We start from the raw sequence: 11,747 nt of genomic DNA, 5'->3' as shown, positions 1-11,747 counted from the left end.
CTCTCCTCTGTACGCTGGGCGCGCGGGGGGTGACGGCTCCGCCGGGGGGGCGTCGGGGGCGGCGCCCCGGGTCCCCGCTGGCCCTGCGGGGGGTTCCACTCCCGCAACGCCGCCAGTTGGGAACATCAGAGGGCCACTCCGCCGCGCGCATGGGCCTTCACCGGCGTCCCGACCGGCATAGCGGGGAGGTTTGGAGGGCTCAGGCGGCCCCTGAGCGCCGGGAAAGATCTGCAAGGCCGAGGTCCCGGATGTTCCGGGCAGTGTTCTCGTCGCGGATGAGCTGCGCCCCGCAGTGGGGGCACACCCAGGTCCTGGCCCGGGGCGGCAGCTGGCCGTTCACGCCGCCGCAGGCGTGGCAGGTCTTGGCGGCGGGCGCGTAGGGGTCCACGTCGATGTACTGCTTGCCCTGCCGCTCCAGCTTGTAGCGCAGGAACGTCCGGAACATGCCGAAACCGGCATCCAGCACGTTTCCGCCTTGGAGCTGCCGGGCCATCGCGTTCAGGTCCGCACTCCGCACACATACGGCGTCCCAGGCGTTGGCTATCCGCCTGCTCTGCTGGTGCGCGAAGTCCCGGCGCTGGTTGGCGATGTGCTCATACTGGAGACGGACCCTCTGGAGCTGCGCTTCGTAATTTTTGGAGCCCCGCTGCATCCGGGACAGCCGGCTCTGCATCCGGGCCAGCTTTTCCCTGGCGGCTGCCATCTGGGGCGGGAGCTCCGGGCTGTCCCCATTGCTGTCCACGTAGAAGCGGGCCATGGAGTAGTTGAGGCCCACCGTCCGCTCTGGGGTGGGGGAGACGGGCTCCGGGGTCTTCGTCTCATATCCGAAGGTGATGGAACAGAAATACTTCCCGGTCTTCGTCTTGGTGATGGTCACGGACCGCAGCGACCACCAATGCAGCGGCTTGCGATACAGCCTGACCCGAAGCAGCCCCAGCTTGGGCATTTGCAGCCCGGCGTCGGTGAGACGGATGGAGGGGCCGGTGTGATAGGGGCGGCTGTAAACGGTAAAGGACTCCTTGCGGGCCTTCTTGGTCTTGGGCTTGGGGTACTGGAACACCTTCGGATTTCGGAAGAAGTCCAGGTAGGCTTTGCGCAGGCTCTGATGTACGGCGCAGAGGGCCTGGCTGTCCACTTCCTTGAGGAATGGGGCCCCCTTTTTATACCGCGCCGGGGTAGGGAGGTAATGGACGTCGGTGGCTGCGTAGAACTCCTGGACGTCGGAGAGCATGTGGTTCCAGAGGTAGCGGCAGCATCCGAAGGTCTTCTCCATCAGCTCCGCCTGCTCCGGCGTGGGATAGACGGGGACCTTGAACACGGTGTGCCAGCTTGAGCGTCCGCTTTGCACGCCACGCTCCTTGGGCCTTCCCGGCATCTCCGCTCACACTCCTGTCCACGCACTTCTGCAAGACGGCTTTTGCCTGCTTACAAAAAAGCCTACTTTTTTGTAAGTCCGTCCGCGTCACTCTCACATTACGTTTATCGTCCCGATCCAGCCGAAAATAAGCCTTTCCACAAAAACTTTTTCCAAAATCTCAAGGCGCAAAAAAGTAGACCTTTTTACAAAGCCGTCCGCCTGGAATTATGTGCCTTTTTCATACACCTGCGCCCAGTAGCGAAAGGTGGAAAGGGGGATCCCGCACGCGCCTGCCGCCGCCGTTCCGGTAAGCTCCCCCTGCTTCCATTTTTGGTAGACGCTGTGGTAATTCTCCGGCAGCGGTTTCGGGGGCCGCCCGAACCGCACGCCCCGCGCCTTTGCCGCCGCTATGCCCTCGGCCTGCCGCTGGCGGATATTGTCGCGCTCGTTTTCGGCCACAAAGGACAGCACCTGCAGGACAATGTCGGAGAGGAAGGTCCCCATCAGGTCCCTGCCCCGACGGGTGTCCAGCAGAGGCATATCCAGCACCACGATGTCCACCCCCTTTTCTTTGGTCAGGACCCGCCACTGCTCCAGGATCTCGGCATAGTTGCGCCCCAGACGGTCAATGCTCTTGATATAGAGGAGATCGTCTTTTTTTAATTTCCGCAGGAGCTTTTTGTACTCCGGCCGCTCAAAATCCTTGCCGGAGCGCCTGTCTATGTAGATGTTCCTCTCCGGGACCGCCGCCTCGCCCAGGGCGATCCGCTGACGGTCCTCATTCTGGTCCCTTGCGCTGACCCGGATGTATCCGTAAACCTGTTCCGCCAAAACAATTTCCCCCTTTTTGTCGTCGTGGATCCATCCCCTCTATTTTCTCATTTGATTTTTGCGATGCAAAAGCATAGCAAAATTGGCCATGTGCCCATGAAGTTTTCTGCCGCTGGCCTGCCCAAGCGCGCCGGGAGAAAGGCGGGCTGAAAAACAAAAAAGGCCGCCCCTCGGGAGCAAGTCCCGAAGGGCGGCCTTTTTCTCTGTCCGTGGCTTTTCCTGTGGTCAGCGGCGGTCTCTGGCATCCAAGCGCCGCAAAAATCAAAAAGCCGCTGTTTTCGAAAGAAAACAGCGGCTTTTCTGGTGGACGATACAGGACTTGAACCTGTGACCTCCCGCACGTCAAGCGGATGCTCATACCAGCTGAGCTAATCGTCCAGACAGCGTAGATTATAATACCACACCTCTGGACAAGTGTCAAGGGCTGTACGCAAAAAAGAGAGAAAAATTTTGCAGGGCGGAAAACAGACGGCGGGCGGGCTCTGGGGACGCACCGTCCGGGCCCGCCCTGCCGGTCATTTCAGTGCGGCGGAGACGGTCTTGAAGGCGGGGGTGCCGGAGACCTTCAGGAGGTCGAAGGCAGCGCCCTCGGCGGTGAGGACACAGGCGCCCATCCGGTCCATCAGGGCGAGCCCGCTCTGGTAGTTCCAGGGGGTCCGGGAGCAGATGGCGTCCCCGATGGGGAAGACCCGGTAATCCTGCTCCAACAGGCTGCGGACCGTCTGGTAGACGCAAACGTGGGTCTCGGTGCCGCAGACCATGACGCTGCGGCGGCCCAGCCCCTCCAGCACCGGGAGAAGACCGTCCCGGGCGGCGTCAAAGGAGGACTTTTCCAGCATGCGGACCTCCGGGGGCAGCAGACCGGCCACCTCGGGGGCCGTGGGCCCCAGGCCCTTGGGGTACTGTTCGGTGACCACCACGGGGATGTCCAGCGCCTTGGCGGCGGTGAGCAGGATGCCGGTGTTCCGGAAGACCCGGGGGGTCTCCTCCATGGCGGCCATGAGCTTGGTCTGGACGTCGATGATGAGGAGGACGGCGTCCTCCGCGTCCAGGTGGAAGCGGGTGAGCAGATCGGCTTGATTCATGCGCATATTCCTTTCCGGGACGTGGCCCCTCTTGGCTCTGCCCGGTCATATGGACCGGGCTGCTCTTTATATGATAGCAGTTTGGTGGGCTTTTTTCAAGCGGAACTGAACCCTCAGGCCCGGGTGATGTCGTTGATCCAGATTCGGGAGCGGAACCGGCGCAGGCCGGCGCCGAACTTGGTAACCTGCTCCATGGTGATCCCCACATAGACCCAGAAAATCCCCCATTCCAGAACCAGACCGAAGAGGGCGGCCAGGGGCAGGGCCACGCACCAGAGGGGGAGGATATCAATGCGCATGGCGGCACGGACGTCGCCGCCGCCCCGGAGGACCCCCACGGTGTTGTTGCTGTTGAAGGCCCGGAGGGCCAGAAAAACGCCGGTAAAGGTGAGCATCATGGTGGCCGTCCCGGCGGCGGAGGGGGAGAGGTGGAAGATGGGATAGACCGCCCAGGGCAGCACCCACCAGGCGGCTGCACACAGCAGCAGACCGACCACGCCGCCACACAGGAGGGCCAGGGTGTCCATGGCGGCCCCCACCTGATAGACCGAATCCTTGCCCCGGCCCGCGCCGATCTCCCGGCCCACGATGATGGCGGTGGTGCCGCTGATGGCGAAGACGGCCACGGTACAGATGTCCTCGATGTTGCCGGCCAGAGCCCGGGCGGCCAGGATCTCGGTGCTCCCCTCCATGTGGCCCATGACGACCTTATAGAGGGAGGTGCCCAGGCCCCAGAGGGTCTCGTTGGCCACCACCGGGCCGGAATAGCGGAAAAAGCGCCACAGCAGCTCGGTTCCGGGGCGGAGGACCAGGCCGGGCCGCAGACGGAAGCGGCGGTTGGTGAGGGCGTACACCGCCATGACCAGAAACTCCACCACGCGGGAGAGCAGGGTGGCCGCAGCGGCGCCGACGACCTCCAGCCGGGGGGCGCCCAGGTTGCCGAAGATGAGCACCCAGTTGAGGAGGGTGTTGGTACACATGGAGATGGAGAAGATGACCAGGCCCAGCCGGGGGTGCTCCATGCTGCGGTGGGCCCCCACATAGACGCCGGTGATGCTGTTGAGGATGTAGGACGGCCCCACGATGCGGGCGTACTGGGCGGCCAGGGCGGCCAGGGCCGGGTCGTTGGTGAGCAGGCCCATGAGCTGCCGGGGGAAGGCGCACATGGCCAGGGCAAAGAGGACCGAGATGGCCCCGGCCACATAGCAGCCCACGCCGATGACCCGGCTGATGCTGTCGGTGTCCCCCTTGCCCCAGTACTGGCTGATGAGGACGGAGGAGCCGCTTTGAAGGCCGAAGATGACCAGCTGAATGACAAAGACAGGGATGTTGGCCAGGGTCACCGCCGCCAGGGGGGCCTCTCCCAGGGCCCCCACCATAAAGGTGTCCACCAGACCCAGGGAGGTGGTGATGAGGTTTTGGGCCACGATGGGCAGGGCCAGGGTCACCACGTCCCGGTAAAAGGCCCTGCCCTGCCTCATATGGGCCAGCATGGGCGTCACCGGGCGGAGACCCGGGCGGAGCAGATCTCCGTCAGGGCCTCCACCAGCGCGTCACACTCCTCCGCCGTGCTCTCCGGGGAGAAGGACACCCGCAGCACCCCCAGCAGCTCCCCCTTGGGCCGGCCAGTGGCGGCAAAGACATGGCTGGGCTTGCCCCGGTGGCAGGCCGAGCCGGAGGAGACGCAGATGCCCCGGTCACTGAGCTCCCGCACCAGCATTTCGCTGGGGTAGCCCGGCAGAGAGACGGCGCAGATGTGGGGGGCGTCCCCGGGACTCACCACCACGCCCTGGGGAAGGGCGGCGGAAAAGGAATCCAAAAAGTGATTTTTGACCTGAACCATACGGTCTGTATAGGCTTCCCGGTGGGGCAGCCAGGCGTTGCAGGCGGTGGCCAGGGCGGCGATCTGGGCGGTGGGCTCGGTGCCGGGACGCAGGCCGCTCTCCTGGCCGCCCCCCAGCAGCAGGGGCTTGAGCTTGAGACCCTTACGGATGTAGAGGGCGCCGATGCCCTTGGGGGCCCGGACCTTGTGGCCGCTGATGGTCAGCAGGTCCACCCCCAGGTCCCTGGGGGTGAAGGGGACCTTCAAAAAAGCCTGGACGGCGTCGGTGTGGAGGAGGGCGGGGGAGCCGGCGGCACGGATGGCCGCCGCCGCCTCCCGGACAGGGAGGAGGGTTCCCAGCTCATTGTTGACCAGCATCATGGACACCAGCACCGTGTCCGGCCGCAGGGCGGCGGCCAGGTCGTCCACCGAGATGTGGCCATGGCGGTCAGGGCGCAGGTAGGTCACCTCACAGCCCTCGCCGGCCAGGGCCCGGATGGGCTCCAGTACGGCGGTGTGCTCGATGGCGGTGGTGATGATGTGGCGACCCTTCCGCCTGCCGTGCTCCACGGCGGCCCGGACGGCCCAGTTGTCCCCCTCGGTGCCGCAGGAGGTGAAGAAGAGCTCCTCCGGCAGACAGCCCACCGCCGCCGCCACTGCGGCCCGGTCTGCCCGGAGCCGCTCCGCCGCCGCCGCTCCGTGGGCGTACCGGGAGGAGGGATTCCCAAAGCCCTCCGTCATGGCGGTCAGGGCGGCCTGGGCCGCCTCCGGGCAGACCCTGGTGGTGGCCGCATTGTCCAGATAGATCATGTGCTCCCGCGCTCCTTCTCATGGCTGAAATCGTGTGGGTCATGGCGGAGAACGGCCCCGCCGGTCCACAGGCAAACAATATTCTACCGCCCCCGGAGAAAACCGTCAAGAGGCGGCGGGAAACGGGGCGTTTCAGCGTGCTTTTTGGTGGTTTTGCGGCGGGATGACGGTTGACAGCGGCGGTCAGGAAAGCTATACTAAATCCCGAGAAGATTACAAGGATTTGCAGGGCGGGCAGGGTCCCGCCCGGAAAGGAAGGACATCAATATGAGCGCGATCAAGCTCCGGGAAAACATCTGGTCTGTGGGCATTCAGAACCCCGCCCTGCGGGTATTCGACATCGTCATGGAGTCCAAGTACGGCACCTCTTACAACGCCTACCTGGTCACCGGCGGGGAGAAGACCGCCCTCATCGAGGCCGTCCACAAGGACTACTTCGACGAGCTGGTGCGGAATGTGGAGGAGGTCATGCCCATCGAGAAGGTGGACTACCTCATCATGAACCACACCGAGCCCGACCACTCCGGCGGCGTCAGGGCCCTGCTGGAACGCTGCCCCGGGCTGACGGTGCTCTGCTCCGCCTCGGCCAAGAAGTTCCTGAGCTGCATCGCCAACGAGGACTTCCCCTGCCGGGTGGTGAAGGACGGAGACACACTGGACCTGGGCGGCAAGACCCTCACCTTCCTCTCCGCCCCTCTGCTCCACTGGCCCGACTCCATGTTCACCTGGGACGAGGCGGACAAGACCCTCTTTACCTGCGACTTCCTGGGGGCCCACTTCTGTGAACCCTCCATGATGGACACCGGCATCCACGCCGTCTACCGCCGGGCCTACGAGGAAGAGCTGCGCAACTACTTCAACTGCATTTTCGGGCCCTTCAAGCCCGCCGTGCTGGACGGCCTGGAAAAGATGCCCGCCGGAGCTGAGCTGGTATGCACCAGCCACGGCCCCTGCCTCACCGCCGCCACGCTGGACCAGGTGAAGGACTGCTACCGCCAGTGGGCCACCCCCGCCCCCCGGCCCACCGTGAAGACGGCAGCCGTCCTCTACTGCTCCGCCTACGGCTGCACCGCCGCCCTGGCCCAGGCCGCCGCCAAGGCGCTGACCGACGACGGCTGCCAGGTCACCGCTGTGGACCTGGTGGACCCCCAGGGCGCCGATGTGGCCGCCCTGGTGAACGGCTGCGACATCGTCCTCTTCGGCGCCCCCACCATCAACCGCTCCGCCCCCGAGGCCATCTGGGGCGCTGTCCACGCCGTGGACGCCATCAACACCCGGGGCCGGGCCGCCGGCGCTTTCGGCTCCTTCGGCTGGACCGGTGAGGCCGCCGGCATGGTCCACGAGCAGCTCCGGCAGCTCAAGTTCACCCTGCCCGAGGCCCCCTTCAAGGTCTGCTTCACCCCCACCGAGGCCGACCTGGACGCCATGGCCGACTGGGCCCGCTCCGTGGCCGCCCTGGTGAAGGACCCCGCTCCCGCCGCCCCCGCCAAGAGTCAGAAGTACATCTGCAAGCTGTGCGGCTATATCTACGACCCCGCCGCCGGCGACCCGGACCGGGGCGTGGCCCCCGGCACCTCCTTTGAGGATGTGCCCAAGCTGTGGACCTGCCCCCTGTGCGGCATGGACAAGGCCATGTTCAAGCCCCTTTGACTCTCGCACGTGCCGGCACGTGCTCGAAGGGGATGCAGGCCGCTGCATCGCACTCGCTGCGCTCGCACGTTTGCGGCCTGAGCGGCGTTTTTTCCGACGCGCATGTCGCCGGAAAAAACAAACTGCACTTGATTCCGCCGTCTGCGGACGGCGGAACTCTGCGAGGCTTTTGCCTACCCTCCAGCATATCGTATTTTTGACAGCTGAAACCGGAGACGCCCCAAGCGTCTCCGGTTTTTCCACATAAGGGAGGAAGAATCGTATGGAGCGAGACGACCGCCTGGCCCTGGATGCCGCCGCCCTGGCGGGGGAGATCCTGCTGGAGAGCGGCGCCGAGATTTTCCGGGTGGAGGACACCATCTACCGCATTGCGGCGGCCTACGGCGCGGAGGAGGCGGAAGCCTTCGTCCTCAGCAGCGGTATCTTCCTCACCTCCGAGGGAGAGGGGAGAAAGACCTTCGCCCGGGTCAAGCACATCCCCCTGGTGGGAGCCCGGCTGGACCGGGTGAGCGCCGTCAATCAGCTCTCCCGGGAGATCGAACAGGGGCTCCACACCCCGGAGGCGGCCATGGAGCGGCTGGAGGCCATCCGGACCATGCCCCGACTGCCCGCCTGGCTCCAGGTCCTGGCTTCGGGGGTGGGCAGCGGCTGCTTCTGCATCCTCTTCGGCGGGGACTGGGCCGACGCTCTGGCCGCTGCCGCTGTGGGGCTGCTCCTCTACCTCTACCTCCTCTTCGTGGTGAAGGGGCGGCTCTCCAAGATCGCCACCAATATCACCGGCGGGGCCCTGGTGACGCTGGCCGCCGTCCTGCTCCACAGGGTTGGGCTGGGCCACCATCTGGACATGATGATTATTGGCTCCATCATCCCCCTGGTGCCCGGAGTGGCCTTCACCAACGGCATCCGGGACATCGCCGACGAGGACTACATCGCCGGGTCGGTGCGGCTGCTGGACGTGCTGCTGGTCACCTTCTGCATCGCCTTCGGGGTGGGTGCCGTCATGGCCGCCCGCCACGCCCTCACCGGGCTGTAAAGGAGGGATGGCTATGTGGGAATGGATCGTTCAGGTGCTCTCGGCGGCGGTGGGGACCGCCGCCTTTGCCCTCCTTTTCAGCGTGCCCCCCAGCTGTTACCTCCGCTGCGGCGTCATCGGCGGCCTGGGGTGGCTGTGCTGGCTGTCCCTGGACCGGCTGGGACTGGGGACGGTGGTCTCCATCTTTGACGCCACCGCCCTGGTGGTGTTCTGCTCCCGGTACTCGGCGGTGCGCCGCCGGTGCCCGGTGACCCTCTTCCTCATCCCAGGTATCTTTCCGCTGGTGCCTGGGGCCGGCATCTACTGGACGGCCTATTATGTGGTCACCGACCAGGTGGCCCTGGCGGCCCAGAAGGGCTTTTCCACCCTGAAGGCCGCGGTGGCCATCGTGCTGGGTATCCTGCTGGTCTTCGAGCTGCCCCAGGGGCTCTTCCGGACCCTGGCGGAGGGGCGGGAGAAATAAAAAAGCGTGTGGACCATCGGTCCACACGCTTTTTTGTTGTGTTCATCTGAGCATGCTCAGCCCTGCTTGGCGGGCACCTTCCAGATGTCCCGGGCGTAGTCCCGGATGGAACGGTCGGCGGCAAAGATGCCGGACTTGGCGATGTTGACCAGGGCCATCTTGTTCCACTGCTTGGGGTCCAGATAGGTCCGGCCAGCCCGCTCGTGGGCCTCCCGGTAGCTCTGGAAGTCGGCCAGGAGCATATACTCGTCGGCAGGGCCGCCGTTGGCGCCAAAGAGGAGGCGGTTGGCGATGTCGGAGTAGCTGGCCCCGTCGCCGAAGCCGTGGGTGATCTGGTCCAGCACGGCCTTGAGCAGATTGTCCCGCATATAGTACTCATAGGCGCGGTAGCCGTTGTTCTTCATCTCGGTGACCTCGTGGGCCTTGAGACCGAAGAGGAAGATGTTCTCGTCGCCCACCTGCTGGTGCATCTCCACGTTGGCCCCGTCCAGGGTGCCGATGGTGAGGGCGCCGTTCATCATGAACTTCATGTTGCCGGTGCCGCTGGCCTCCTTGCCGGCGGTGGAGATCTGCTCGGAGAGCTCGCTGGCGGGCATGAGCTTCTCGGCCAGACTCACCCGGTAGTTCTCCAGGAAGACCACCTGGAGCCGGTCCTTGCAGGCGGGGTCGCTGTTGATGGCCTGGGACAGGGAGTTGATGAGGTGGATGATGTCCTTGGCCACGGAGTAGCCGGGGGCGGCCTTGGCGCCGAAGAGGTAGGTCCGGGGGGTGAAGTCAAAGTGGGCGTTGTTCTTGATCTGCTGGTAGAGGTAGATGATGTGCATGACGTTCAGGAGCTGGCGCTTGTACTCGTGGAGACGCTTGACCTGGACGTCGAAGATGGCGTCGGTGTTGAGCACCACGCCGGACTCCCGGGCCACATGGGCGGCGAAGTTCCGCTTGTTCTCGGCCTTGATGGCGGCCAGACGCTCCAGCACAGAGGAATCGTCCTGGTGCTTGAGCAGGCACTCCAGCTGCTCGGGGTGGAGCTGGTAGCCCTTGCCGCCGCAGTCCTGGATGAGGGCGTCCAGCTTGGGATTGATCTCGCTGAGCCAGCGGCGGTGGTCGATGCCGTTGGTCACATTCTTGAACTTCTCCGGGGTGCGGACATACACGTCGTGGAAGGTCTCCCGCTTGAGGATGTCGGAGTGGAGGGCGGAGACGCCGTTGACGGCGAAGCAGGCGCACACGCACAGGTTGGCCATGCGGATCTCGCCGCCCCAGATGATGGCCTGATCCCGGACCTTGGCCTGGTCGCCGTGGAAATAGTCGTTGAGCAGGGCCTGGTAGCGGTTGCTGATCTCCACCAGGATCTGCCAGATCCGGGGCAGCAGGCTCTCCACCAGCTGCTGGGGCCACCGCTCCAGGGCCTCCACCATGATGGTGTGGTTGGTGTAGGCCACCGTGTTGGTGACGATGTGCCATGCCTCATCCCAGCCGTAGCCCTCCTCGTCCAGGAGGATGCGCATGAGCTCGGGGATGACCAGGGTGGGATGGGTGTCGTTGATCTGGATGACATGCTTCTGGTGGAAGTTGCGCAGGGTGCCGTACTCGGCCTTGTGCTGCCGGCAGATGTGCTGCACGGTGGCGGAGACGAAGAAATACTGCTGCTTGAGCCGGAGGGACTTGCCCTCGTAGTGGTTGTCCTCGGGGTAGAGGACCTTGGCGATGGACTCGGCCATGGCCTTTTGCTCCATGGCCTTCAGGTACTCGCCCCGGGAGAAGAGGGACATGTCCAGGGGGATGGGGCTCTTGGCGTCCCACAGACGGAGGACGTTGACATGGTTGGTGCCGTAGCCGGCGATCTCCATGTCCTTGGGGACGGCCAGAACGTCGTTGCCCCCCTCGTAAACCACGGAGTGGCTGCCGTTGGGGCCCCACACGTCCTTCACGGTGCCGCCGAAGTGGACCTTCTCGGTCTCGTCCATCTTGGGGATGAGCCAGCAGTCAGAGATCTCCAGCCAGTTGTCGGGCAGTTCCACCTGCTGGCCGTCCACGATCTTCTGCTTGAAAAGACCCAGCTCATAGCAGATGGAGTAGCCGGTGGCGGGGATCTCCAGGGTGGTCATGGCCTCCAGATAGCAGGCGGCCAGACGGCCCAGGCCGCCGTTGCCCAGACCGGCGTCGGGCTCCACCTCAAAGAGGTCGGGAGCAGAAAAGCCCAGGTCCTCCACCGCCTCCTTCAACTGGGGCAGGACGCCCAGGTTGTAGGCGTTCTTCTCCAGGGAACGGCCCATGAGGAACTCCAGGGACAGGTAGTGGACCTGACGGGCGTGGGCGTCCCGGATCTGGCTCTGAGTGGCCAGCTCATTGGCGGACATGATGTCCCGCAGCACCAGGGCACAGGCCCGGAACATGTGGACGGGGGTCGCCTCCTCGACCTCACGGCCGAAATTCCGGCGAAGTTTGCCGATGATCTGTTGCTCCAGCTCTTTTTTGGTGTATTTCGTAGGCATTGGCGTATGTCTCCATTTCAACGATAATATCAAAGCCGGATGAGCGGTTCGCGGCGGGGGGAAGCCCCCGCCGCGTGGCCATCTCATTAGGGATGGGAGGGGGTTGGGGGCCAAAGGTTTTCACAGGGCCTGGGTTGTGGGTATGGTGGGACAGTGATAACATGGGAAAATCATAGGGTGGCGGGGGTATGTTTTAAACAT

The 11,747-nt window shown here is 64.6% G+C and carries 10 protein-coding genes and 1 tRNA gene; 4 read left to right on the top strand and 7 right to left on the bottom strand.

Annotated features, from left to right (window positions below):
• Window positions 1–199: 199 nt before the first annotated feature.
• The 6 genes from Q0Y09_RS10720 to Q0Y09_RS10695 all read right to left on the bottom strand — a co-directional run bounded on the left by Q0Y09_RS10720 (window position 200) and on the right by Q0Y09_RS10695 (window position 5,905).
• On the bottom strand, window positions 200–1,348 hold the full coding sequence (locus tag Q0Y09_RS10720; protein ID WP_297721292.1) for a transposase: 1,149 nt from the start codon (window positions 1,346–1,348) through the stop codon (window positions 200–202).
• A 234-nt stretch (window positions 1,349–1,582) separates the two neighbouring features.
• Window positions 1,583–2,188 carry a recombinase family protein gene (locus Q0Y09_RS10715; protein WP_297721288.1) on the bottom strand — a complete coding sequence of 202 codons (606 nt, stop codon included), beginning with the start codon at window positions 2,186–2,188 and terminating at the stop codon, window positions 1,583–1,585.
• Between the two features lie 301 nt (window positions 2,189–2,489).
• Window positions 2,490–2,566, bottom strand: a tRNA-Val gene (locus Q0Y09_RS10710).
• A 137-nt stretch (window positions 2,567–2,703) separates the two neighbouring features.
• Window positions 2,704–3,273, bottom strand: a complete 570-nt coding sequence (locus tag Q0Y09_RS10705) for an isochorismatase family protein (RefSeq protein ID WP_297721285.1) — start codon at window positions 3,271–3,273, stop codon at window positions 2,704–2,706.
• A 113-nt stretch (window positions 3,274–3,386) separates the two neighbouring features.
• Window positions 3,387–4,766, bottom strand: a complete 1,380-nt coding sequence (locus Q0Y09_RS10700) for an MATE family efflux transporter (protein ID WP_297721281.1) — start codon at window positions 4,764–4,766, stop codon at window positions 3,387–3,389.
• A gap of 5 nt (window positions 4,767–4,771) precedes the next feature.
• On the bottom strand, window positions 4,772–5,905 hold the full coding sequence (locus Q0Y09_RS10695) for a cysteine desulfurase family protein (RefSeq protein WP_297721278.1): 1,134 nt from the start codon (window positions 5,903–5,905) through the stop codon (window positions 4,772–4,774).
• Between the two features lie 20 nt (window positions 5,906–5,925).
• On the opposite strand from Q0Y09_RS10695, the gene Q0Y09_RS10690 reads away from it, so the two are divergent.
• From Q0Y09_RS10690 to Q0Y09_RS10675, 4 genes are all read left to right on the top strand, one after another.
• Window positions 5,926–6,072, top strand: a complete 147-nt coding sequence (locus tag Q0Y09_RS10690; protein ID WP_297721276.1) for a hypothetical protein — start codon at window positions 5,926–5,928, stop codon at window positions 6,070–6,072.
• A gap of 100 nt (window positions 6,073–6,172) precedes the next feature.
• The gene (locus Q0Y09_RS10685; RefSeq protein WP_297721273.1) at window positions 6,173–7,555 is read left to right on the top strand and encodes a rubredoxin; all 1,383 of its coding nucleotides are present in this window, start codon (window positions 6,173–6,175) and stop codon (window positions 7,553–7,555) included.
• Between the two features lie 262 nt (window positions 7,556–7,817).
• Window positions 7,818–8,588, top strand: a complete 771-nt coding sequence (locus Q0Y09_RS10680; RefSeq protein WP_297721270.1) for a threonine/serine exporter family protein — start codon at window positions 7,818–7,820, stop codon at window positions 8,586–8,588.
• Window positions 8,589–8,601: 13 nt separating this feature from the next.
• Complete coding sequence (locus Q0Y09_RS10675; RefSeq protein ID WP_297721268.1) at window positions 8,602–9,051, top strand: threonine/serine exporter family protein; 450 nt, start codon at window positions 8,602–8,604, stop codon at window positions 9,049–9,051.
• Window positions 9,052–9,107: 56 nt separating this feature from the next.
• Here Q0Y09_RS10675 and glgP read toward each other — a convergent pair whose 3' ends face one another.
• Complete coding sequence (gene glgP, locus Q0Y09_RS10670; protein WP_297721265.1) at window positions 9,108–11,546, bottom strand: glycogen/starch/alpha-glucan family phosphorylase; 2,439 nt, start codon at window positions 11,544–11,546, stop codon at window positions 9,108–9,110.
• Window positions 11,547–11,747: the final 201 nt, after the last annotated feature.

It is taken from the genome of Intestinimonas sp. (assembly GCF_026169115.1).
Lineage (GTDB): Bacteria > Bacillota > Clostridia > Oscillospirales > Oscillospiraceae > Intestinimonas.
Note: the sequence above shows the minus strand (reverse complement) of the source record. Positions and strands in the feature narration are given on the sequence as shown.

What these genes read in the sequence shown, in the direction of transcription:
- Q0Y09_RS10705 (WP_297721285.1), bottom strand. Translation starts at nt 3,273, where the DNA reads ATGAATCAAGCCGATCTGCTCACCCGCTTCCACCTGGACGCGGAGGAC.
- Q0Y09_RS10700 (WP_297721281.1), bottom strand. Translation starts at nt 4,766, where the DNA reads ATGCTGGCCCATATGAGGCAGGGCAGGGCCTTTTACCGGGACGTGGTG.
- Q0Y09_RS10695 (WP_297721278.1), bottom strand. Translation starts at nt 5,905, where the DNA reads ATGATCTATCTGGACAATGCGGCCACCACCAGGGTCTGCCCGGAGGCG.
- Q0Y09_RS10690 (WP_297721276.1), top strand. Translation starts at nt 5,926, where the DNA reads ATGGCTGAAATCGTGTGGGTCATGGCGGAGAACGGCCCCGCCGGTCCA.
- Q0Y09_RS10685 (WP_297721273.1), top strand. Translation starts at nt 6,173, where the DNA reads ATGAGCGCGATCAAGCTCCGGGAAAACATCTGGTCTGTGGGCATTCAG.
- Q0Y09_RS10680 (WP_297721270.1), top strand. Translation starts at nt 7,818, where the DNA reads ATGGAGCGAGACGACCGCCTGGCCCTGGATGCCGCCGCCCTGGCGGGG.
- Q0Y09_RS10675 (WP_297721268.1), top strand. Translation starts at nt 8,602, where the DNA reads ATGTGGGAATGGATCGTTCAGGTGCTCTCGGCGGCGGTGGGGACCGCC.
- glgP (WP_297721265.1), bottom strand. Translation starts at nt 11,546, where the DNA reads ATGCCTACGAAATACACCAAAAAAGAGCTGGAGCAACAGATCATCGGC.